18 protein-coding genes are annotated in these 23,838 nt (G+C 55.5%); 10 read left to right on the forward strand and 8 right to left on the reverse strand.

Going from position 1 to position 23,838, the window contains the following annotated elements; genetic code table 11:
• Nucleotides 1–13: 13 nt before the first annotated feature.
• The 4 genes from GFH31_RS00710 to GFH31_RS00725 all read right to left on the reverse strand — a co-directional run bounded on the left by GFH31_RS00710 (nt 14) and on the right by GFH31_RS00725 (nt 6,902).
• The gene (locus tag GFH31_RS00710; RefSeq protein ID WP_118457427.1) at nt 14–1,177 is read right to left on the reverse strand and encodes a Gfo/Idh/MocA family protein; all 1,164 of its coding nucleotides are present in this window, start codon (nt 1,175–1,177) and stop codon (nt 14–16) included.
• Between the two features lie 165 nt (nt 1,178–1,342).
• Complete coding sequence (gene yidC, locus GFH31_RS00715) at nt 1,343–3,235, reverse strand: membrane protein insertase YidC (RefSeq protein ID WP_101570588.1); 1,893 nt, start codon at nt 3,233–3,235, stop codon at nt 1,343–1,345.
• 18 nt (nt 3,236–3,253) lie between these two features.
• Complete coding sequence (locus GFH31_RS00720; protein WP_055204223.1) at nt 3,254–4,891, reverse strand: CTP synthase; 1,638 nt, start codon at nt 4,889–4,891, stop codon at nt 3,254–3,256.
• A 4-nt stretch (nt 4,892–4,895) separates the two neighbouring features.
• Nucleotides 4,896–6,902: a DUF349 domain-containing protein gene (locus GFH31_RS00725; RefSeq protein ID WP_055204224.1), complete on the reverse strand. Its 2,007-nt coding sequence runs from the start codon at nt 6,900–6,902 to the stop codon at nt 4,896–4,898.
• Between the two features lie 212 nt (nt 6,903–7,114).
• Here GFH31_RS00725 and GFH31_RS00730 point away from each other — a divergent pair, with 212 nt between their 5' ends.
• The 5 genes from GFH31_RS00730 to buk all read left to right on the forward strand — a co-directional run bounded on the left by GFH31_RS00730 (nt 7,115) and on the right by buk (nt 12,291).
• Nucleotides 7,115–7,762, forward strand: a complete 648-nt coding sequence (locus tag GFH31_RS00730) for a DedA family protein (RefSeq protein WP_055204226.1) — start codon at nt 7,115–7,117, stop codon at nt 7,760–7,762.
• 183 nt (nt 7,763–7,945) lie between these two features.
• Nucleotides 7,946–8,950 carry a phosphate acetyltransferase gene (pta, locus tag GFH31_RS00735; protein ID WP_055204228.1) on the forward strand — a complete coding sequence of 335 codons (1,005 nt, stop codon included), beginning with the start codon at nt 7,946–7,948 and terminating at the stop codon, nt 8,948–8,950.
• A 31-nt stretch (nt 8,951–8,981) separates the two neighbouring features.
• A complete protein-coding gene (locus GFH31_RS00740; protein ID WP_055204229.1) occupies nt 8,982–10,199 on the forward strand; it encodes an acetate/propionate family kinase in 1,218 nt (405 codons plus the stop codon).
• Between the two features lie 103 nt (nt 10,200–10,302).
• A complete protein-coding gene (locus GFH31_RS00745; protein WP_101571571.1) occupies nt 10,303–11,208 on the forward strand; it encodes a phosphate acyltransferase in 906 nt (301 codons plus the stop codon).
• Nucleotides 11,209–11,214: 6 nt separating this feature from the next.
• Complete coding sequence (gene buk / locus GFH31_RS00750) at nt 11,215–12,291, forward strand: butyrate kinase (RefSeq protein ID WP_118457423.1); 1,077 nt, start codon at nt 11,215–11,217, stop codon at nt 12,289–12,291.
• 58 nt (nt 12,292–12,349) lie between these two features.
• Here the strand turns inward: buk and GFH31_RS00755 are convergent, their stop codons facing one another.
• Together GFH31_RS00755 and ccsA are read right to left on the reverse strand one after the other, a co-directional pair.
• Nucleotides 12,350–13,684: a serine hydrolase domain-containing protein gene (locus GFH31_RS00755; RefSeq protein WP_228385775.1), complete on the reverse strand. Its 1,335-nt coding sequence runs from the start codon at nt 13,682–13,684 to the stop codon at nt 12,350–12,352.
• 5 nt (nt 13,685–13,689) lie between these two features.
• On the reverse strand, nt 13,690–16,032 hold the full coding sequence (gene ccsA / locus GFH31_RS00760) for a cytochrome c biogenesis protein CcsA (RefSeq protein ID WP_153498060.1): 2,343 nt from the start codon (nt 16,030–16,032) through the stop codon (nt 13,690–13,692).
• A gap of 438 nt (nt 16,033–16,470) precedes the next feature.
• On the opposite strand from ccsA, the gene GFH31_RS00765 reads away from it, so the two are divergent.
• Both GFH31_RS00765 and GFH31_RS00770 read left to right on the forward strand, forming a co-directional pair.
• Nucleotides 16,471–17,604 carry an aldose epimerase family protein gene (locus GFH31_RS00765; RefSeq protein WP_118656620.1) on the forward strand — a complete coding sequence of 378 codons (1,134 nt, stop codon included), beginning with the start codon at nt 16,471–16,473 and terminating at the stop codon, nt 17,602–17,604.
• Nucleotides 17,605–17,843: 239 nt separating this feature from the next.
• Nucleotides 17,844–19,292, forward strand: a complete 1,449-nt coding sequence (locus GFH31_RS00770; RefSeq protein ID WP_101570574.1) for a tryptophanase — start codon at nt 17,844–17,846, stop codon at nt 19,290–19,292.
• A 161-nt stretch (nt 19,293–19,453) separates the two neighbouring features.
• Here GFH31_RS00770 and pyk read toward each other — a convergent pair whose 3' ends face one another.
• On the reverse strand, nt 19,454–20,911 hold the full coding sequence (gene pyk / locus GFH31_RS00775; protein ID WP_101570572.1) for a pyruvate kinase: 1,458 nt from the start codon (nt 20,909–20,911) through the stop codon (nt 19,454–19,456).
• A 55-nt stretch (nt 20,912–20,966) separates the two neighbouring features.
• The gene (gene aroQ / locus GFH31_RS00780) at nt 20,967–21,383 is read right to left on the reverse strand and encodes a type II 3-dehydroquinate dehydratase (protein WP_055204244.1); all 417 of its coding nucleotides are present in this window, start codon (nt 21,381–21,383) and stop codon (nt 20,967–20,969) included.
• Nucleotides 21,384–21,509: 126 nt separating this feature from the next.
• Between aroQ and thiL the strand changes: the two genes are divergently transcribed.
• From thiL to GFH31_RS00795, 3 genes are all read left to right on the forward strand, one after another.
• Nucleotides 21,510–22,460 carry a thiamine-phosphate kinase gene (gene thiL, locus GFH31_RS00785; protein ID WP_172970766.1) on the forward strand — a complete coding sequence of 317 codons (951 nt, stop codon included), beginning with the start codon at nt 21,510–21,512 and terminating at the stop codon, nt 22,458–22,460.
• A gap of 165 nt (nt 22,461–22,625) precedes the next feature.
• Nucleotides 22,626–23,444: a bifunctional hydroxymethylpyrimidine kinase/phosphomethylpyrimidine kinase gene (gene thiD / locus GFH31_RS00790; protein WP_153498061.1), complete on the forward strand. Its 819-nt coding sequence runs from the start codon at nt 22,626–22,628 to the stop codon at nt 23,442–23,444.
• 24 nt (nt 23,445–23,468) lie between these two features.
• Nucleotides 23,469–23,753: an FtsB family cell division protein gene (locus GFH31_RS00795; RefSeq protein WP_055204248.1), complete on the forward strand. Its 285-nt coding sequence runs from the start codon at nt 23,469–23,471 to the stop codon at nt 23,751–23,753.
• The last annotated feature ends 85 nt before the right edge of the window (nt 23,754–23,838 follow it).

Below are 23,838 nucleotides of genomic sequence, written 5' to 3' on the forward strand. Positions count from 1 at the left end.
GCCGCGCGGCGGGTTATCTTACCCATTCGGTCCATTTACGGTCGTCGTCCGATCCGGATTTTACGATGGTTTCGATGAACTGCATGCCGCGGATTCCGTCGTTCACATCCGGAAAATCCGTCCATTCCGGCCGGGGCGCTTCCCCGCTCCGCCGGGCCCGCACGGTACGTGCGAAATTCCGGTAAATGTTCGCAAAGGCTTCGATGTAACCTTCGGGATGTCCGCCGGGCGTGCGGGTGTTGGCTTTTGCAGCGGCTCCCATGTAAGCATTCCCGGTACGTACGACCTCCATCGGTCGGTCGTTCCATTTGACGTACAGCGTATTCGGTTCCATCTGTGCCCATTCGATGCCGCCTTTTTCGCCATAGATCCGGATCGTCAGCGGATTTTCTTCACCGGCGGCTACCTGGGTTGCGACCAGCACGCCGGTGGCGCCTCCGTCGAAACGGAGCAGTGCCGCGCCGTCGTCGTCGAGCAGGCGTCCTTCCACGACTGTACGCAGGTCGGCGCAGAGCGATGTGCATCGCTGCCCGGAGATGTATTCGGCCAGTTGCAGGGCATGAGTGCCGATATCTCCCATCGTCCCCGCTTTTCCGGAGCGGGACGGATCGGTGCGCCATCCGGCGTTTGAGGCGGGGTCGAGTTCGACGCGCGTGGAGAGCCATCCCTGCGTATATTCGACGAATATTTTCCGGATTTTCCCGAAATCGCCGCGGGCGAAACGTTCGCGCGCTTCTTTGACGCCCGGATAACCGGAATAAGTATGGGTCAGCGCAAGGGTACGGCCGGTTTGTTCGACCTTGTCCCTGAGCCGGTAAGCTTCTTCGAGCGAAAAGGTGATCGGTTTGTCGAGTACGACGTCGAAGCCATGTTCCATAGCCATCGCGGCCGGCCCGAAATGCAGTTGGTTCGGAGTGACGATCGATACGAAATCCATGCGCCGTTCTTCCGGCAGCGCGGCTTCGCGCTCGATCATCTGTTGGTAAGAAGTGTATATCCGGTCGTCCGGTAAGAAATATTCCCGGCCGGAAGCCAGTGAAACTTCCGGTTTGCTGCTGAAGCATCCGCAAACCAGTTCGATCTGGTTGTCCATCAGCGCGGCGGCCCGGTGGATCGCACCGATAAAAGCGCCTTTCCCGCCGCCGATCATGCCCATTCTCAGTTTTCGGTTTATCATGATTGTGCTTTTAAGTTGGTTTGTAACAAAAATAGTAAAATATCCGGTTTATGCGGAATCCGTTCCCGAACGTGCCGCGTAAAAGTTACATTACAGTAATTTGCGGCTATAAAAAACGCCGGCTGAACAGCCGGCGTTTTTCGGGTATCGCTTGTTTTGCAGTCGTTATCTCTTTCTGGCCATTTGTTCCCGTTGTTTCATCATCTCTTCGTACCGTTGCTGGAACTTGCTCAACTTGCGCGGTTTTTTGGCATTTTCTTTCATCCGGTGGTGCAGTTTGTCCTCGTTTACGATGTAACGGAACGCATAGGTTTGCCCGATCGTAATGATGTTGCTGACCAGATAGTAGTAACTCAGGCCGCTGGAGTAATTATTGAACCAGAACAGCAGCATCAGCGGCATCAGGTACAGCATCATGAATTTCATGCCGGCCATCTGCGGGCCTGCTCCGGCCGTCTGCGCGTAGTTGATCTTCGACGAAATGAATACCGATACGGCCATCAGCAACGCGAACAGGCTGACATGGTCGCCGTAGAACGGAATGTTGAATGGCAGATGCAGGATGCTGTCGTACGACGAAAGGTCGTCGGCCCACAGGAACGATTTTCCGCGCAGTTCGATCGACGCCGGGAAAAAGCGGAACATGGCGATCAGGATCGGGAACTGGATCAGCATCGGAATACAGCCCCCCATCGGGTTGACTCCGGCACTTTTGTACAGCGCCATCATCGCCTGCTGTTTCTTCATCGCGTCTTCCTGTTTCGGGTACTTCTCGTTGAGCTTGTCCATTTCCGGTTTCAGCAGGCGCATTTTGGCGGTCGAAAGGTAGGACTTGTAGGTCAACGGCGAGATGATGATTTTGATGAAGATCGTCAGCAGCAAGATGATCAATCCGTAATTCGAAATGTATTTACCCAGGAAATCGAACGTCGGGATTACCAGCCAGCGGTTCACCCAACCGATGATCCAGCCTCCGAGCGGAACCAACTTTTGCAGGTGCAGGTCGTCGTATTTTTTCAGCGTCGAGTATTTGTTCGGGCCGAAATAGAAACTGAAATCGTAATGGTCTGTCTGCGGCGTATAAGGGACGGCCAGTTGCGTATGGAACGTTTTGATCTCGCGGGCGGTAGGCGCAAAGGTCGTGAATTTGACCGAGCCGTTCTGGAAATCGTCTCCGGCGATCAGGATCGACGAGAAGAACTGCTGCTTGAATGCCACCCATTTGATCTTGGAATTGATCGTCTCCTCTTTCGTTTCGTTGGAGATGCCGAGTTCCTCGATGCCGTCGTCGCCCGGGTAATTATAGGCGATCGTCGTGTAACGGTTCTCGTTTTCGAACCCTTTTTCGTTCTGGGGGCCGACATTCTGCCACGTGATTTCCATGTCGCCCTGGTTCGGCGACAAGATTTGCTGCATACCGACGAAACGCACGTCGAAGTCGATCATGTAGTTGTCCTTGCGGATCGTGTAAACGTAATCCACATAGGCGGCCGAATCCACCGGCAACCGCAGGACGAATTCCTTTTGCTCCTGCCCTGCCCCGAAAGTCAGGTCGGTCGCCTCGGCGGGGGTGAAGTAGTAATCCCCTGTTCGTATCTGGGCGTCGTTGTATCCCTGTTTGATGAAGAACGACAGATCGAATACCGAAGTCGTGTCGGCGAACAGCACCAGAGGCTGTCCCCCGTAGGTTTTGTAATCTTTCAACTCGACCGAAGCGACGCGTCCGCCTTTGTTCGAAAAGCGGATTTTCATCAGGTCGTTCTCGACCGTATAGAAAGTTTCGGTTCCTTTGGTCGCTTGAAAAAGAGAGCTCCCGAGGTGGCGTTCGAGGGCTTGTTCGGCTTGCGCCGTCCGGAGGCTGTCGCCCGCTGGCGAGTTCGTCACGGTGATCTTTTCCACTTTCTGCGTTTGCTGAACGGCTGCCGCATTGGCGGCGTTCAGCGAATCGACGAGCGTTTTGGCTTCGTCGAACTGCGACTGCTGTTTACTGTTGTACCACGAAAAACTGAAGAGTATGACACCGATGATCAGTAGGCCCAGTAGCGTTTTCTTATCCATGTTTTGACGTCTTCTGTTTTATTTACAACTGTTGCTTTCGCAATATTTTTCGGCAGCCTTTACGAACGATACGAACAGCGGATGCGGGTGCAGTGCCGTACTTTTATATTCGGGGTGGTACTGCACGCCGATAAACCACGGATGGTTTTCCAGTTCGACGATCTCGACCAGGTTCGTATCCGGATTTACGCCGACCGGTTTGAGGCCTGCTTGGACGAACTCGTCCAGGTAGTCGTTATTGAATTCGTAACGGTGGCGATGGCGTTCGACGATCTCGGCTTTCCCGTATGCCGCATAGACTTTCGTGCCTTTTTGCAGGGCGCAAGGGTATCCTCCCAGCCGCATTGTGCCGCCTTTTTCGGTCACGCCCTTCTGTTCTTCCATCAGGTCGATCACCGGATGCGTCGTGCTGTCCATCTCGGTCGAATTCGCATCGGCGTATCCGAGCACGTTGCGGGCGAATTCGATTACGCTGCACTGCATTCCAAGGCAGATCCCGAAGAACGGGATTTTCTGTTCGCGGGCGTAACGCACCGCTTCGATTTTTCCTTCGATGCCGCGGTGCCCGAAACCGGGCGCTACCAGAATGCCGCACATGCCTTTCAGTTGCGCGGCGATGTTCTCTTTGGTGATCTTTTCAGAATTTACGTATTGCAGTTTCACCTTCGTATGGTTTGCGGCCCCGGCGTGTATGAACGATTCGACGATCGATTTGTAGGCGTCAGGCAGTTCGGTGTATTTGCCGACCAACGCGATGTTGACCTTTTTCTGCGGATGCTTGACCTTTTCGACGAATTCGATCCAGGCTTTCAGGTCGGGCTCTCCGTTGTCCGGCAGCCGTAGTTTATCGAGCACCACCAGATCGAGTTTCTGGTTCAGCATCATCAGCGGCACTTCGTAAATCGTCGGTACGTCGATCGATTCGACGACCGCATTGACGTCCACGTTGCAAAACAGCGCCACTTTGCGCCGGATGTCGTTGGTCAGGTGCTTTTCGGTGCGCAGTACCAGCGCGTCGGGCTGCAGGCCGTTTTCGAGCAACTGCTTGACCGAATGCTGGGTCGGCTTGGTCTTGAGTTCGCCGGACGCGGCCATGTACGGAATCAGGGTCAGGTGCACGACCAGCGAGTTGTTCGCTCCCAGTTCGTAGCGGAGCTGCCGGACGGCTTCGATGTACGGCAGCGATTCGATGTCGCCGACCGTGCCGCCGATCTCGGTGATGATAACGTCGTATATTTTCTTGGCGCTCAGCAACTTGATTCGCCGTTTGATTTCGTCGGTGATGTGCGGGATGACCTGCACGGTCTTGCCGAGGAATTCGCCGCGCCGTTCTTTGTTGATAACGCTCTGGTAGATGCGTCCGGTGGTGACGTTGTTGGCCTGTGAAGTCGGGATGTTCGTGAAACGTTCGTAGTGCCCGAGGTCGAGGTCGGTCTCGGCGCCGTCTTCGGTGACGTAGCATTCTCCGTGTTCATAGGGATTCAGCGTTCCCGGATCGACGTTGATGTACGGATCCAGCTTCTGGATCGCTACTTTATAGCCCCGGGCTTGCAACAGCCGCGCGAGGGATGCGGAGATAATCCCCTTTCCCAGCGAAGAGGCGACGCCTCCGGTGACAAAGATAAATTTCGTTTTGTTCGTGTTACTCACAGCCATGTTTTTACTCTCCCTGCTTATCTATCATGTTAATCTTTTCAATCGTGGTTGCCATTTCCTCTTTCGCCTTGGCGATCTTCTCGTTGACGTCACGGATCATGGCCTCGGCGTTCTTGCTTTTCGAGAAGAAGCCGATGTTGTTTTCCAGCAGCGCGATGTCCGCTTCGAGTTGTTTCATCTTGTTGTACAGTCGTTCGCGTTCGTGGCGCAGGCGGCGGTCGTTGGCGTTGTCTGCCGCCAGGTTTTGGATTTTGCCTTTGAAGCGTTCCAGATGACGCTCTTTTTCATTGCCGCGCAACTTGGCGAAAGCGGCATCGACCAACTGACGCCATTCGTTTTGGATAGCCTCTTTTTGCCGGATCGGCACGAATCCGGTTTCGGCCCAACGGCGTTGCAGTTCTTTCAGTTTGTCGAAAGCCTTTTCCTGTCCGTCCGCGACGAAGTTTTTCATCTCTTCGATCAGCGCGCGTTTTTTCGTCAGGTTCTCTTCGTATTGGGTGTCGATCGTTGCGAAGTGGGCCGCCTTGCGCTCGAAAAAACGGTCGCAGGCCGTGCGGAACCGTTTCCACACCGCATCCGAATGGCGGCGTGCGACCGGCCCGATCTCTTTCCACCTTTTCTGTAGCGCGATCAGTTCGTCGGTGGCTTTTTTCCACTCCTCGCTGTCCTGAACGGCTTCGGCTGCAGCGCATATTTCGTTTTTCAGTTGCAGGTTGCTTTCCATCTCCATTTTCGTCTGGAGATAGAAATTCCGTTTGTTTTCGAAAAATTTATCGCATGCGTTGCGGAAGCGTTCGTAAATTTTGGTGTTGTCTTTTTTCGGGGCGAAACCGATCGTTTTCCATACTTTCTGGATTTCGATCAGTTGTTCCGAGGCTTTGTTCCACTCCTTGCGGGAGATCGGCGCAGCGGTGACCAGTTCCTCGGTCTTGACGCAAAGCTCGGTTTTCAGGTCGAGGTTTTTCTTTTGTTCCTCTTTCAGTTGGTCGAAATGTTCCTGATGCCGTTTGTTGATTTTCGAACTGGCTTCGCGGAAACGGTCCCACAACTGTTCCTTGTATTCGTTGGTCACAGGGCCTATTTCGCGCCACTGTTCGTGCAGCTTTTGTAATTTGTGGAACGCGGTAATGACCGAGTTCTCCAGCACCAGCGCTTCCGCCTCTTCGCACAGGGCGATTTTGGCTTCGTAATTCTTTTTCAGGTCGAGGTCGCGCAGTTCCTTGTTGATCTTGATGAAATTGTAGAAATTCTCGACGTGCAGGTTGTAAGTTTCCCACAGGTCTTTCATGACCGACTGCTGTACGAGCCCTGTCTCTTTCCAGCGCTGTTGCAGTTCGCGGAACGTGTTGAATGTCTGATTGAGCGTTTCGTTACTGTTGACCAGTTCTTTCAGTTCTTCGATGATCTGGAGTTTGGTCTGGTAGTTGGCTTCTTTTTCAGCGTCCAGCCGGGCGATGAACTCATTGCGTTTCTCGCGGTATTCGGCGAATAGCGTCTTGAACTGCTGTTCCGCTTCGTTTGCGGGCGGAACGAAATCTTCGCTATTGCCGCCCGATTCGACGAACAGCTTGCGCAACTGATCCACCTCGTTGCGGTAATTCTTATAGAAGGCTATTTTGATGGCTTCCACGTCTGCGCGGATCGTCTGTACGGGCTTCGTCCGCAGCAGCGTTTCGAAAATCGCGAGCAATTGTTCTTTGTTCTTCCCGGAATAGTCGACCGTCTCCGAAACGCGATCCCCGCCGGCGTTTTCTTCCGCAGGTTCTTCGTCTCCCAGATCGAATTCCGGAGCGTCGGCCGCCAGGGCCGCCTCTTCGTCCGAGAAGTCTACGACCGGATCGGCGGCGTTTTCCGGGGCCGGAGCCTGCGGGTCGGCCGGTGCGTCTTGCCGGTTCTTGCTTTCTTTTTCGACCGCCGGTTCGGCAGTCGGAGCGGTATCCGTCGTATCCTCAATGCCGGAAGCATTGACTTGTTCCTCGGGAACAGGCAGTTCGTTGTTTTCGGTAACCATCATCAAACGTTTTTAGATTCAGAAAAGTCCCGCTGCCAGCGGGCAGCTTTAAATTACAAAAGTATATGATTTTTCCTAAAAAACACAGTTCCCGTTCAAAAAGTTACCGGTATTCACGCCCTTTGCGGGAATATATAGCGAGCTTCTTAACTGTTTTTTAACAATAATTGCCTAAAATTGCATTTCCAAATTTTGCGATAACTCGAACTTTTATGGAATATGTTCATTTTCTGATCGATTTTGTGCTGCACATCGACGTGCATCTGGCGCAGATGGTCGCCCAGTACGGTGTATGGGTATACGCGATCCTGTTCGCGATCATTTTCTGCGAGACCGGCCTGGTCGTAACACCTTTTCTGCCCGGAGATTCGCTGCTGTTCGTAGGCGGCGCGCTGGCCGCTTTGCCGACCAACGAGTTGAATGTCCATTTGCTGGTGCTGGCGGTGGCTGTCGCCGCCGTGTCGGGAGATGCGGCCAATTACACGATCGGCCGTTTGTTCGGCGAAAAATTGTTCAGGAATCCGGATTCCCGGATTTTCAAACAGAGTTACCTGGAGAAAACGCACGCTTTTTATGAAAAATACGGCGGAAAAACGATTATTCTGGCACGGTTCGTTCCGATCGTAAGGACGTTCGCTCCGTTCGTGGCCGGCATGGGACACATGAGCTATCGGCATTTCGCCCTTTTCAATGTGGTCGGCGGGTGTGCCTGGGTGGCCGTTTTCTGTTACGCCGGATTTTTGTTCGGCGGACTGGACGTGGTGCAGGAAAATCTGAAGCTGTTGATCGTCGTGATCATCGTCGTTTCCATTTTGCCGGCTGTGATCGAGATATGGCGCAATAAACGTAAAAAAAAGTAAAATACATTTTCATTTCGTCGGTAAATGGCTACCTTTGTGTGATTTTGTTGCGGCCCCGGGCTGTCCTCTTTTTATCTCGACGGATGAGAAGAGCGTTTTTTTGCAGGGTATCCGGTCGCTCTCACCTCTTTACGGCCGGTTGTCGTTTCGGATGAAAACACAATTTAAATAATAATTGGTATTATGGAATTTGTCGATAAAATCAAACAGAAGGCGAAAAGCAACATCAAAACGATCGTCCTGCCGGAAGCCTACGAGGAACGCAACCTGAAGGCTGCCGACCGGATTATCAGCGAAGGGTTTGCCGATCTGATCCTGATCGGGAATCCGGATCAGATCCATCATCTGGCTTCGGAACTCTATCTGGAAAATATCGGGAAGGCGAAGATCGTCGATCCGCAAAACAATCCCGATAAGGAAAAGTACGTGGAACTGATGCTGAAGCTTCGGGCAGCCAAAGGATTGACCCGCGAACAGGCCGAAAAGCAGATCGCCGATCCGCTGTATTTGGGCGCCGTGATGGTGAAGGCCGGCGATGCGGACGGAGAGGTAGCCGGCGCGAACAATGCGACCGGCGACGTGTTGCGTCCCGCTTTTCAGTATGTTAAGACCATACCGGGGATCAGCGTCGTGTCCGGAGCGTTCATTATGATGCTGAAAGACCCGATGTTCGGGGAGAACGGGATGATGGTGTTCGCGGATTGTGCGGTGCATCCGAATCCTACGGCCGAAGAGTTGGCGCAGATCGCTGTGATGACCGGGCGGACGACCCGCGTGATCGCCGGTTTCGAACCGCGTATCGCGATGCTGAGTTTTTCGTCGAAAGGTTCGGCCAAACATGAAATGGTCGACAAGGTGGTGCGCGCGACCGAATTGGCCAAGGAGTTGGATCCGACGTTGATGATCGACGGGGAGTTGCAGGCCGACGCCGCGATCATTCCGGGTATCGGCGCGCAAAAAGCTCCCGGCAGCAAGATCGCCGGCAAAGCGAACGTACTGGTATTCCCGACGCTCGAAGTCGGCAACATCGCCTACAAGTTGGTGCAGCGCATGGCGCATGCCGAGGCGATCGGTCCGATCCTGCAGGGAATGGCCGCTCCGATCAACGACCTTTCGAGAGGGTGCTCGGTGGACGATATCGTCGGACTCGTCGCGATTACGGCATGCCAGGCGGGAGGAATGAAGTAATCTGAAGGTTAATATAAAGTGATATAAACTTATGAAAATCCTTGTTTTAAACTGTGGTAGTTCGTCGATCAAGTATCAGGTGATCGACATGAAGAGCGCCACGGAATATTCGCTGTTGGTGAAGGGCATTATCGAACGGATCGGTCTGTCCGACGCGATCCTGACGCATAAGCCGGTCGGAAAACCGGTTTACGAAGTGGTGCGGAGCATTCCGGATCATACGAGCGGGATCAGCCTGATCCTGGACGCGCTGGTCGATCCGGAGTACGGCGTACTGGAAAGCATCTCGGAGATCGCGGCGGTCGGTCACCGCGTGGCTCACGGCGGAGAGTATTTTAAGGACAGCGCTTTGGTGGACAAGTCCGTCAAGCAGAAGATCGAAGCTTGCTTCGACTTGGCTCCGTTGCATAATCCGGCCAATCTGAAGGGGATTCTCGCGATGGAAAACATCCTGCCGAACACGCCGCAGGTGGCCGTATTCGATACTTCGTTCCACCAGACGATGCCGGCCAAGAATTTTATGTACGCCCTCCCCTATAAATATTACGAGGATTACCGGGTGCGCCGTTACGGTTTCCACGGAACGAGTCACAAATATGTGGCCCAGACGGCTTGCAAGTTGACGGGGATCGATATGAATCGGTCGAAAATCGTGACTTGTCATATCGGTAGCGGAGCGTCGGTGGCGGCGATCCTGAACGGGGAGTCTTACGATACGTCGATGGGATTCACGCCGGTCGACGGCCTGATTATGGGAACCCGTTGCGGCAGCACCGATCCCGGCGCGCTGATTTATATCGCCGAGAAAGAAGGGATCAATCTGGATCGCCTGAGCGTGATGATCAATAAGGAGTCCGGAATGCTCGGCATTACCGGCGTTTCGTCCGATATGCGCGATATCCGCGCTGCGGCCGAGAGTGGGAATCCGCGGGCCGAACTGGCGATCGAAATGTTTGCGGCGCGGATCAAGAAGTTCGTCGGCGCGTATGCCGCGCTGATGGAGGGGATCGATATGATCGTCTTTACCGGGGGAATCGGCGAAAACGATCCGGGAACCCGGGAGCGCGTCAGCAAAGGGCTCGAATTCATGGGCGTGAAATTCGATCCCGAGGTGAACCGGGGCGTGCGCGGAAAAGACGTCGTGCTCTCTGCGCCGGATTCGCGCGTCAAGGTCGTTACGATCGCTACGAACGAAGAGTTGGTCATCGCTTCGGATACGTTCCGGTTGACCAAAAAACGCTCCGAATAATACGGTTGTTGCGGCGAATGCAAACGAATGTTCGAAAAGTTTTCCGGAATGAAAAAAACGGAAAACTTTTTGATGTTTCAAAGGATTGTTAAATTATGAAACGATGATAACGAAACTGGAAGAAATCATTCAGACCGTCCAGGGGCAGCCGCGTAAAAAACTGGCGGTAGCCTATGCGCAGGATTCGCACACGCTGGAGGCCGTTGGCGCGGCGGTGGATATGGGAATCGTCGAAGCGATCCTCGTCGGCGACCGCGACGAGATCGAGCGGGTTTGCATGGCGGACGAGATCGACCCGGAAAAGTTTTCGGTGATCGACCAGAAGAGCGATGTCGCCTGCGTGGCGACGGCCGTGAAAATGATCCATGACGGAATGGCCGATATTCTGATGAAAGGGCTGGTTTCTACCGACAAATACATGCGCGGGATTCTCGACAAGGAATTCGGGTTGCTTCCGCCCAAAGGGGTGTTGAGCCATGTGGCGGTGCTGGAGCTGCCGATGTATCACAAGTTGCTGCTGGTGTCGGACGTGGCGGTGATCCCCTACCCCGACCTGGATCAGAAGGTGCGGATCACCCGCTATCTGATCGAGGCGGCCCGGGCGCTGGGCGTTCAGAAACCCAAGGTCGCGGTGGTCGCTCCGAGCGAGCAGATGCTACCGAAAATCCAGTCGGCGGTCGATGCGGCGATCCTGTCCAAAATGGGCGACCGGGGACAGTTCGGAAATGCGTTGATCGACGGTCCGTTAGCGGTGGATGTGGCGCTGGTGAAGGAGGTAGCCCAGACCAAAGGGCTGTCGAGTCCGGTTGCAGGCGACGCCGACTGCCTGTTGTTCCCGACGCTGGATGCGGCGAATGCTTTCTTTAAGGCGGCAAACCAACTATGCCGCGCACCGCTGGCCGGGATGGTGGTCGGCACCAAATGTCCGTGCGTACTGACGTCCCGCGGCGATTCTCCGGCGTCGAAGCTCTATTCGATCGCAATGGCTGCGTTGTCCGTTAAAAAGTAAGAAGTGATGAAACAATACGGAATATTGGCGATCAACCCCGGTTCGACTTCTACGAAAATTGCGGTGTATCTCGATGAAACGGAGGCGATGAGCCGGACGATCCGTCACTCGGCGGAGGAGCTGCGGCCGTTCGCCCGCGTGACCGACCAGTTCGGTTTTCGCCGGGATCTGATTCTGAAAGTTCTGGAGGAGGAAGGTATTGCGCTGGACTCGCTGTCTGCGGTTATCGGGCGCGGGGGATTGGTCAAACCGATCGCTTCGGGCGTGTACGAGGTGAACGACGCGCTACGTCGGGATTTGATCCACGCTCCGCAGGGCGAGCACGCCTCGAACCTGGGCGGACTGCTGGCTGTCGAAATCGCGTCGCGGGTTCCGGATGCGAAGGCTTATATCGCCGATCCGGTCGTCGTGGACGAATTGGACGACGTAGCCCGCGTCTGCGGGCACGCGCTGTTTCGCCGGGTCTCTATTTTCCACGCTTTGAATCAAAAAGCCGTATCGCGGATTTATGCCGCGCGGGTCGGGAGAAAGTACGATGAACTGAACCTGATTGTCGCCCACCTGGGGGGCGGTATTTCGGTCGGCGCTCACCGGGGCGGACGGGTGATCGACGTGAATAACGCGTTGGACGGCGACGGCGCTTTTTCGCCCGAACGGTCGGGAACCCTACCGGCCGGACAGTTGGTGAAGCTCTGTTTCAGCGGACAATATACCGAGGCCCAGATCCGGCGAATGCTCTGCGGCAGCGGTGGTCTGGTTTCGTTGGAGGGCTCCAACAGCGTGCAGGAACTGCTCGAACGAGCGAAACAGGGCGACCGGGCCTGCGAACGGATCATCTACGCGATGGCTTACAACGTGGCCAAGGAGATCGGAGCTATGGCTGCCGTACTCGGCGGTCGGGTCGATGCGATTCTGATTACCGGCGGCATCGCGTACAGCGGCACGGTTTGCGACGCGATCCGCGAACGCGTTTCCTTTATCGCTCCGGTCGAGGTGATTCCCGGTGAAGACGAGATGGGAGCGCTGGCCGAAAATGCGCTGCGGGTATTGCGGGGCGAAGAGATGCCGAAGAAGTACGAATAAAACGTGCCGAAGAGATGTTTCCGGGACGTTTCGAAAGACCGGCAGCCGGCGCTGCCGGTTATTTTTTTGCCGGCGACAGTCGGGACGACCGGACGGAATCGGCCGGCTGTTCGACCGAAAACAGATCGCGGTCGGGCCATTTTTTTATTTTGCCCATCGCTTGTTTCATCATTGCGGCGATTTTCCGGGGAAAGCGGGAACCCGACCAGGAACTCGTGTTGGTGATGAATACCCAGGTGTAACCGTCGTGCTGCCGTTTGAGCATTGCGCTCGATCCGGACAGCGACCCGGTGCGCGACCAGTCGTCGCTTTCGGTGGTTCTCATCCAGCCGATCGGGTATTTCGATTTGTCTTTTTCGGTCATGTAGGCGATGGTTTCCGGTTTCAGGATGTCCGGCCGCGAATCGCCGGGGTCGATCGCCGTAATGAACTTCATCAGTTCCGCCGGAGAGGCTACCCAGCCTCCTGCCCCGCTCAGCACCTGCATGTCGCAGCCGCCGTAGCTGCGCGGAACCAACCGGCCGCTGCCGTCGAACGCTTCGGTCGGCTCGGCGTCGGAAGGCTCGTAATAGCGGACTTCGTTCGGGAATTTCTGTTCGTAGGACGAGCGGCCGATGTGCATGTCGTGGCATCCGGCGGGCGACAGAATGCTGTCCCGGATGAAACTCTCGTAAGGCAGTCCGCTCGCTTTTTCGATTACTTTGGTCAGTACCACGTAGCCGAGGTTCGAATAGAGGTTGCTGCTTCCCGGTTCGTAGCGCAGGCGGGTTTCGGCCGCATAACGCACCATGTCGTCGAATCCCACCGGCGGAGCGATGCCCAATTGTTTTGCGACGCTCACCGAGCAGAACAGCGGATCGCCGCTGCGGATCGAGTAGCCTCCCTGGTGGCGCAGCAGATGCTCGACGGTTATTTTTTCGATCCGTTTGTCCCGTATATTCCGAAACAGCGAATCATTCAGGATGCCGTCGGCGCCGAAGACCCGGTCGCCGAGCGAAAGCCGTCCTTGTTCGCAGAGTTTCATGATGCCGGTCGCCGTGATCAACTTGGAGAGGGATGCGATCCGGAAGATATGCCGGACGTCGGTACGGATGCCCTGTTCTTTGTCTGCCCAGCCGAATCCCTTGCTGTATAGTAGTTTGCCGTCTTTCATAATGGCGATCGACGCGCCGGTGATCTCCCATTGTTGCATGAAGCGTTCGACGATCCTCTCGAACTGCCGGGTCTCTTCGAGCTCCGAGTTGGAGTTGTCGAGCAGGTGGTTGATCCCTTCGGGTAGAATGATTTCCGGGATCGGGTTGTAAACGTTCCGCACGCTTTCGTGACAGCTCCGGTTCAGCGTGAAGACGGTCAGTATCAAACACAGCAATGCGTAAAAGTATCTGAATTTCACGGAGATCAGCTTGTTTTTTTGTTTTTATGATAACGGACGGCAGCAACGGCGACCAGCACGAGCACCCCTGCTCCCGCAGCCAGTACGATTTCCGGCGAAAAGCCTTCGCTCTTTCCGTAGGAGTGCAATCCCGACAGGTAATAATTCACACCGAAGAAAGTCATCAGCACCGTCGAAAAACCGACCACCGACATAACGTCGAAGACCAGCGGGTTCGTATTCAGCCGCGGAATAAAATGCAGGTGCGTCGTGACCGCGTAAACGATCATCGTGATCAGCGCCCAGGTCTCCTTCGGGTCCCAGCCCCAGTAACGGCCCCAGGACTCGTTGGCCCAGACGGCGCCGAAAAAGATGCCGGTGGTCAGCAGCACCAGCCCGACGAGCATCGCCATTTCGTTGATGATCCTCAGTTCCGCGAGGTTCTTTCCTGCGATCGTGGCGATCAGCGAAGCGATGCCGCAGGCCGCGCAGATACCGAAAAAACCGTAGCTGGCGGTAATGACCGACACGTGGATCATCAACCAGTAGGATTTCAGCACCGGTACCAGCGGGGTGATCTGCGGGTCGAGCCAGTTCAGGTTCGATACGAACAGGACGACCCCGCCGAGCAGCGCGGCCAGCGCGAGGGCCAGTTTCGACCGGCGGGCGAAAACGATTCCCGACAGTACGGTTGCCCAAGCGACGTAGACCATCGATTCGTAAGCGTTCGTCCAGGGGGCGTGGCCGCTGATGTAGCTGCGCAGTCCCAATCCGAACGTATGCAGTGCGAAAACGATGAATATGGCGATCGAAACGACCCGGGCGGCGAGCGTCGCTCGGCGTTTGTTCTTTCCGAACATCCCCCGTAGGGCCGTTACGAGCAGGATTCCCCCGAGGATCAGGTAGGCCCGGAACGAAATCCGGAAAATATCCGCCCGGTTGTACAGGATTTCGGCTTCGATCCGCAGCGGTTGCAGCGACGGCGTCCGTGCTTGCTGGTATTGCCGGATGGCGTCGAGCGCCCGTCCGGCGGCCTGCGGGTCGGTTTGGGTCAGCGCGTTGCGGAATGCCGCGAACAGCCTCGGCGTCTGAACCGTGTCGGCTTCCGTCCGGTCGTCGCCCGGCGATATCCACCGCTGCGATCCGGCGACCGGGAAGATCGGGAACATCTGCCCGTTCAGCAGGGCGTACAGGATATTGACCTTTTCGTCCAGTTTCAGCAGCGTTTGTTCCGGCTTCGTGCGGTGCGCGGGCGGTTTGGCGTAAATGGTTTCCACCTGTTTCTTCAGCCGGTAATCGCCCCGATCGTCGAACATCGCATCGAACGATACGTATTTGTCCGGAAAATACGCTTCTTCCGGAAGAGGATTCTGTCCGATGTAAAGGATCGGTTCGCGGCCCCATGTCTGCCGGTCGGTCAGGATGCCGGCCAGCACCTGGTTGGCATTCAGATTTCCGTAGCTGTCGCGGTGATACAGCTTGCGGAGAATCTCCGAAGCGTAACTGTCCACCGGTTCGATGCGTCCGTCGGAAGATTGCAATAGCAATCGTCCGAACCGTTCGGCGGTTTCGGGCGCGATGCCGCCGGGAGTGGCGGGGCGGGCTGCGGCGACGGCTACGACGGACGAGCCGGCGAACAGAACGACCAGCGTCGCTTTTCCCAATTTCGCGTAAAGCGTTCTGAAACGGGAGCCTTTCTGGCACAAGGCGACTATCAGTCCGGCGATCAGCAGAAAATAGCCGGCGTAAGAAACGGCCGTGCCGACCGGATCGTGGTTCACCGACAGAATCGTGCCCTGTTCGTCCGGGTCGTAGGACGATTGGTAAAGGCGGTATCCCCCTACCCGCGCGATGTTGTTCATGTAGATTTTCCGGTGCGAGACATCGTCCCGGTAGCGGATCGTCACGTCGCTTTCATACGAAGACGGGCTTTGCGAACCGTGGTAGCGATGAAGTGTGAACCGGTTCAGCGTAACCGAAAACGGCAACGTCTGCACTTTGCGGTCGGGAGTCATCATCCGCCGGGCGGTTTCTCCCTCGCGGATGTGCATGTAGCCTTCTTCGCCCCACATGTGCGTGATAAAAGCTCCGGCGAGGATGACGACGAATCCGTAATGCAGCAATAACGCTCCCCTCCGCCGCCGGCTCCAGAGGTTCAGCCTCCGGCCGATCAGCATAAAATTCACGCAGAGCAGTAATAGCAGCAGGTCGAACCACCAGGCGTTGTAAATGATGCCGCGGGCCGCCTGCAGGTTCATTCCGGCCTCGATCAGCGTGGCTCCGGCCATCGCGACGGCCAAGACCCCGAGTAGTACGAAAGCGGTGCTCCACCGTGTCAGCAGGATGCGGATGTCGTTCAACAGGTTCATAAGTCCGGGAAACAGATACTGTACAAAGATACATTCCCGGAAACAAAAAACGGCCGGTCGCTCGCATTAATTTGTTAAAATAGATGTAACTTTCAGATATTAAGGATCGGATGCGGCGTCGATCCGGGCCGGGATCAATTTTACCGCGCCGTTGAGTCCCTGCGGGACCGTTCGTCCCGGGACGCGTTCGGTTGCCGGTTTCCGGCCAGCCGGCCGTTTGTGCAAGGGCCGGCAGTGAAAGGATGCAGGCGAAAATAAGGATTGTCAGTTTGTTCATCGGAGCGGTCGGAAGTCGGCTAAACAAAACTCGGCAAAAAATCCGATATAAACAAGCTTCGGAGCGGCCGGCGTTATCGGTAACGTTGCAGGTTCTGCGAATTATTATTACTTTAGCAACCGAATCACGCTCCGATCATTAACTTTTAAAATTATTACGGAATGAAGAAGATTTTTCCTTTGTGCATGGCGCTGCTGGGCGCTGTGTCCTGTTGTAAAAAGACGCAGCCGGGAGAGCCGGCGCTCTACTCGGCGGCCGATTTCGACTCGACGATCGACGGTAAGGCGGTGTCGCTCTATACGCTGAAGAATGCCAACGGAATGGCAGCGCAGATCACCAATTACGGCGGGATTATCGTGGACGTATGGGTTCCGGCCAAAGACGGCGCTTTCAAGGACGTCGTGCTGGGGTACCCGAAGCTGGCCGATTATTTCGTGCCGGAAAATACGTTTGCCGGAGCCATCACCGGGCGTTATGCGAACCGGATCGCCAACGGGAAATTCACGCTCGACGGCAAAGAGTATTCGTTGGCTATCAACAACGGCCCGAATACGTTGCACGGGGGGATCGTCGGTTTCAGTAAAAAAGTGTGGGACGCCCGCACCTTTACCAACGATGCCGGCGAACAGGCGCTCGAACTGATCTATGTTTCTCCGGACGGAGAAGAGAATTTTCCGGGTACGCTGACTACGAAAGTGGTTTATACCGTGACCGTGGATAATCAGCTCCGGATCGACTATACGGCTACGACCGACGCTCCGACGGTGCTGAACCTGACCAACCACGCCTATTTCAACCTGCATGGCGGCGATCATAAGACCAGCGTGAACTCCCATCGGGTAACGATCAACGCCGACCGGTACACGCCGACCGATTCGACGCTGATTCCGACCGGCGAGATCGCTTCGCTGGACGGTTCGGCCCTCGATTTCCGTACCCCGACGACGATCGGCGAACGGGTGCTGGGCCCTGACAGCGCGTTTAATTACCGCGACGGTTACGACCACAATTACGTGATCCGCCGTTCGTCGCCCGACGTGGTCGAGGCAGCCGAGGTCTACGAGCCTTCGACCGGTATCGTAATGACTGTGCTGACCGACACTCCCGGCATTCAGTTCTTTACCGGGAAATCGCGCGTGCAGCAGGACGAGACGGCTCCGTTCTATCGTTCCGCATTCGCTTTGGAAGCCCAGAATTATCCGGACGCGCCGAATCATCCGGATTTTCCGTCGGCCGTGCTTCGCCCGGGCGAAACTTATCGCCAAACGACCGTTTACGGTTTTTCGGCGAGGTAGTTGTTCGATGATCATCCTGCGGAGGGAACCGGCAAAACGCCGGTTCCCTCCGCGTTTTTACGGATTCCGGTCGCCGTGCTTGTCGGAGACAGCTTTCGGACGGAATGAATCGCTGTTCGGTGAAAACGGATGGTCGGAATATTGATCGTTTTATAACAGAATATGAAAATGGATTTTTATTTCCCGGCAAAAACGTTAATTTTGTATCCCGTAAAAATCTAACCAAAATTATATAAACGATGAGCCAAGTAAAATTTTATTTGGGGGAAGACATTCCCTTGGAATTGCACAAAGTGCGCGTGGTACAGAAACTCCACCTGGTTCCGATCGAACGCCGCCTGGACGCGATCAAAGAGGCCGGTTTCAATACGTTCCGTCTGAGTACGCTGGATGTATATCTGGACATGCTGACCGACAGCGGAACCAATGCGATGAGCGACAATCAGGTGGCCTCTATGTTGCAGGCCGACGATGCGTATGCCGGTTCGCAGAGTTTTATCAAACTTCAAAAGGCGGTCGAAGACGTATTGGGTAAAAAATACCTGCTGCCGGTTCACCAGGGCCGTGCGGCCGAGAACGTCATTTGCCGGGCTTTTATTAAGAAGGGCGACATTATCCCGACCAACTACCATTTTACGACCGTGCTGGCGCATGTGCTCGAAAACGGAGGAAAGATCGAGGAATTGCTGCACGATCATGCGCTGGTGCTTCATTCCGACCATCCGTTCAAAGGGAACATGGATATCGAAAAACTCGAAGCCTGCATCCAAAAGCACGGCGTCGATAAAATTCCGTTCATCCGGATGGAAGCTTCCACGAACCTGATCGGCGGTCAGCCGTTCTCGATGAGCAACCTGATGGACGTTCGCCGCGTTGCGGACAAATACGGCATCATGCTGGTGCTGGATGCCAGTCTGCTCGGTGAAAACGCTTACCTGATCCAGCAGCGCGAGGAGCAGTGGAAGGAAAATTCGATGGCCGATATCATCAAGATGATGACCGGTTTGGCCGACCTGGTTTACTTCTCGGCCCGCAAGCTCAGTTCGTCGCGCGGCGGCGGCATCTGTACTAATCGCAAGGATTTGTACGGTAAGATGGAGGCGCTGATTCCGTTGTTCGAAGGATTCCTGACTTACGGCGGTATTTCGGTGCGCGAGATCGAGGCGATGGCCGTCGGTTTGCGCGAGACGCTCGACGAGACGATGATCAGCCAGAGTCCGTCGTTTATCAAATACCTAGTCGAATCGCTCGACAAGCTCGGTATTCCGGTAGTGACCCCTCCGGGCGTGTTGGGAGCCCACGTGGATGCGATGGCTTTCTGTCCGCACATTCCGCAGACCGAATACCCCGCCGGCGCGCTGGCAGCCGCGTTTTACCTGATTTCGGGTATCCGCGGAATGGAACGGGGGACCATATCGAGCGTCCGGGACGAGAACGGCGACGAGATCCTGGCCGACGTGGAACTGTTGCGTCTGGCCGTGCCGCGCCGCGTGTTCACGCTGTCGCAGGTCAAGTACGTGATCGACCGCCTGGCCTGGTTGTATGAAAACCGCGACATGATCGGCGGCCTGAAGTTCGTTTACGAACCGCCCGTACTGCGTTTCTTCATGGGAGGACTCGAACCGACCAGCGACTGGCCCGAAAAACTGATGATTAAATTCCGCAAGGATTTCGGCGAAAGCCTTTAGCGATAAGAAGTCATTCGCTTTTGGCCGGTGTCGGGGATTCCGGCGAAAAGTTTATAAACGAAAACGGAAGGGAAACGTTCCCTTCCGTTTTCGTTTTTGATTGTTAGTTGAGTTTTATCCAGGTGAGTTTGTGCCAGATTCCCTCGAAAGATTTGTTTGCTTTAAAGATTCTGTGCATTCAGCGCTTTGTGCTCCAAGTTTAGAACGTTTCCTATTTCGAGGAACGACGCGCCTTTGGCGGCCCCGAAACTTCCGCCGATCACGACGATCATATCCTCCTTACAAAGCCATTTCCGGTCTTCCAGGTAGTACAGCACGCCGAGTAGGAAACTTTCGTGGTTGATGGTCGGTTCGCGGTACATGGCGTGGATGCCGTAGGAGATTCCGAGCTGCCGCATCACGCTCTTGCGGTAGCAGACGGCGTACACCGGTTTCTCGCCGCGGAAGGCGGCCAGGTAACGTCCCGTGCGTCCCGAAAGCGTGTCGATGATGATGGCCCGGATCGGTAAGTTGATGCAGGCGCGCACGGCCGAACGCGAAAGCTGCGCGGTGATTTCGTTGTTGATGCGCACCAGGTTCATGTCGTAGTTCGGACTGTTCTGCGCCGTATCCTTTTCGATCTCGCGGGCCACGCGGGCCATCGTCTTCACCGCTTCGACCGGGTACTGACCGTTGGCTGTTTCACCGCTCAGCATCACGGCGTCCACGCGCTGGTAAATGGCATTGGCCACGTCGCTGATCTCGGCGCGCGTTGGACGCGGGTGTGTGATCATCGTATGCAGCATCTGGGTCGCAATGATGACCGGTTTTTTACTTTCGATGCACTTGCTGACCAGCAGGCGTTGGGCGACGGGAATCTGTTCGGCCGGAATTTCGACGCCCAGGTCGCCGCGGGCGACCATGATTCCGTAGGTCTCGTCCAGGATTTCGTCGATGTTGTCGACCCCTTCTTTGTTTTCGATTTTGGAGATGATCTTGATCGAACTGTTGCGTCTTTTGATCAACTCCTTGACGGCCAGCACGTCCTCTTTTTTGCGGACGAACGAGTGGGCGATGAAATCTACGTCCATGTCGATGGCCCAGTTGATGAACCGCGCGTCGCGTTCGGTGACCGATGGCAAGTCGATGGCCACGCCGGGGATGTTTACGCTTTTACGACCGTAGATGACTCCCCCGTTGCGCACTTCGCAGACCAGTTCGTCGCCGCGCTTTTCTCGGACGTACAGTTCCAGTTCCCCGTCGTCGACCAGGATTACCGAGCCGGCCGGCACGTCCCGGGAGATGTGCCCGTCGTTCAGATAGATCAGTTCGTTGTTCGACGGCAGGTCTTCCGACGTGCCCCTGAGCCGGACGATGTCGCCGGTCGAAACGGGAATACCCGCTTCGAATCCCGGAGCCATGCCCGTGATCCGGATCTCGGGCCCTTTCGTATCGATGATGATAGCGATCTGTTCCGACACTTTCCGCACGTTCTCGACAATCGTCGTGGCCCCTTCGGGCGTCAGGTGGGCCGAGTTGATCCGCGCGGCGTTCATGCCGGCTTCGTACAGGGCTCTGATAAATTCCGGTTCGCAATGTTTGTCCGAGATGGTGGCTATGATCTTTGTCTTTTTGTCCATGAGTAGGTGTCTTAAATAATCTGGTTTTATATTGAAAACGAATCGTCGGGGACCGTTAATTCAGGAAGCCGAGTATCCCCAGCCGGTAAGAGTCGAGTCCGAAACCCATCACCGATCCTTTGCATTTGGGGGCGATCAGCGAAACGTGGCGGAACTCTTCGCGGGCGAGGATGCAGGAAATGTGCACCTCGACGACCGGGATGCGGATTCCTCCGATGGCGTCGGCGATGGCGATCGACGTGTGGGTGTAGGCTCCGGCGTTCATTACGACCCCGTCGTAGGCCTCCTGCGCCGCGTGCAGCTTGTCGACCAACTCTCCTTCGATATTGGATTGGTAATAGTCGAGCGTGACGTCCGGAAACCGTGTTTTCAATTCGTCTAGGTAAGATTCGAAGGTTTGTTCTCCGTAGATGCCCTTTTCGCGTTGTCCCAGCAGGTTCAGGTTCGGGCCGTTAATAATCAGTAACTTCATCGGGATAAAAATTTTACGGATAGGATCAAAAACATTTTCTCAAATTCGGTACAAAAATACAACGGTAATTTGAATATTTAGCATATTTTTGTAATAATTTAACGAATTGATAACAAGCGCAGACGGATGGAATTGCGAGAATTGGGCGAGTTCGGTTGGATTGCGGGTATCCGCGAAAAGTTTCGGGGCGTCCCTTCCGGGGAAAGTCTCGGAATCGGGGACGACTGCGCCGTAATCCCGTGCGGAGACGGAGAAGCGTTGGTCGTTACGACCGATATGTTGATCGAAGACGTTCATTTTTTGCGTGCGGTGATTCCTCCTTACCTGCTGGGACGCAAATCGCTTGCCGTAAATCTCAGCGACGTCGCTTCGATGGGCGCCGTTCCGATCGCATCGTTTTTATCGATCGCTCTTCCGGGGGATGTCTCCGCCGGTTGGGCCGACCGTTTTACCGACGGTTACCGTAGCCTGTCGGAAGAGTTCGGGGTTCCGCTGTTGGGCGGGGATACCACCTCTTCGCAGGATCGAATTGCGATCAACGTGACGGCCATCGGGCGTATCGCCCGTGCGAAAGTCAAATATCGGAGCGGAGCCAGAGAAAACGATATAGTCTATGTGACAGGGTATTTAGGAGATTCGGCTCAAGGATTGCTCGATATTCGGTCGGGCGTATACGACTCGCCGTTCGTCGCCGTGCACCACGATCCGCATCCGTGCGTCAACGAAGGGATCTGGCTGGGGAACCAACCGGAAGTGCATGCGATGATGGATATTTCGGACGGACTCGCTTCCGACCTGCCTCATATTCTGGAAGAGTCGGAGACCGGCGCCGAGATTTCCATCGAGCGGATACCGACCCGTACGACCGTCGAGCTGGCCGTTACGGGCGGCGAAGATTACCAGTTGCTGCTGACCGTCGGAGCCGAAGCCGCCGACCGGATTGCGGCGGAGTACGTCCGGCATTTCGGGAAGCCGTTGTACGGGATCGGTCGGATACGATCCGGAGCGCCGGATATAATCTGGTCGGACAACGGGGAGGTCGTCCGACCGCAGTGGAAGGGATTTCGTCATTTTTGACCGATCGCCGGTACCGCGCGACGTCCTGTGTGTCGGCGGTCGGTTGTATCTGATCCGCGACGGACGGACTTTCCGGGTGCGGGAATGGGAAGACCTTGAGAAATTCGGTTACATTTCGGGACGGTGACGGAGGCGAATCCGCGGGGTTTTTCATAAATTTGCAGAATGAAAAAATACAAAAAAGTACTTTCGATAGCCGGCTCCGACAGCGGAGGGGGGGCCGGTATTCAGGCCGATATCAAGGCCATATCGGCCTGCGGCTGCTATGCGATGACGGCGATCACGGCCGTAACCGTTCAGAATACCGTAGGCGTACGGGGTTTTCATGTCGTTCCGGCGGAAGTGGTCGCCGGACAGATCGCGGCGGTGTTGGAGGATATCGGCGCCGACGCCGTAAAACTCGGCATGTTGCCGACTGACGAAATGATCGTTCCGATCGCGGAATCGCTGAAAAAATACCGGGTGCGCAGCGTGGTGATGGACCCGGTGATGGTGGCTACCTCGGGCGACCGTCTGATCAGCGAAGCCGCTGCGCAGGCGATCCGTCGGCATATTTTTCCGTTGGCGACGCTGGTGACGCCGAATGTTCCGGAAGCCGAATACATTACGGGGATGCCGATCCGTTCCGAGGCCGATTTTCCCGCCGCCGCCGCCGCGCTTCGCGATATGGGAGCCGGGGCCGTGCTGCTGAAAGCCGGGCATCTGGATGGAACGGAACTGACCGAATACCTTTTCGACGGCAACGGTTGCCATACCTTCCGTTACCCGCGAACCGACACGCCGAATACGCACGGCACCGGATGCACGCTGTCGTCGGCCGTCGCCGCTTTCCTGGCGCAGGACTATCCGCTCGAAGAGGCGGTGCTGTGTGCGGAAAACTATGTCCACGAGGCGATTGTCCGCGGCCGGGAGTATCGGCTCGGAAACGGACACGGGCCCGTACACCATTTTATCGTTTTTGGGAGTAGATTTCCGGAGGAATAACTATTTTTACAAAAAATTGCGCGCGTGGAATTTGTCGGTAAATTTTTTAAAGACAGGCGTCTGTGGCTGATCAGCATCGTGGTGTTCGGCCTGCTGATCGTCGTGTTCGACAAAAACAACCTGATCGAAGCGTGGCGGCTGAAACAGAAAATCAATGCGCTGGAGGTGCAGGAAACCTATTACCGGCAGAAGATTGCCGAGGACAGTACGGTGCTCGAGAACCTGAAAAACGACCGTTACCTGGAGCAGTACGCCCGCGAGCATTATCTGATGAAACGTAAAGAGGAGACGATCTATCTGGTACGGTGATTCTTAGGTTCCTGTCGCATGGGTCTAAAACAATATGCCGACAAGGGGGCTGCGAGATCCGAATTTTGCAGCCCCTTTGCTGTTT

Source organism: Alistipes sp. dk3624 (genome assembly GCF_009557455.1).
Classification (GTDB): domain Bacteria; phylum Bacteroidota; class Bacteroidia; order Bacteroidales; family Rikenellaceae; genus Alistipes_A; species Alistipes_A hominis.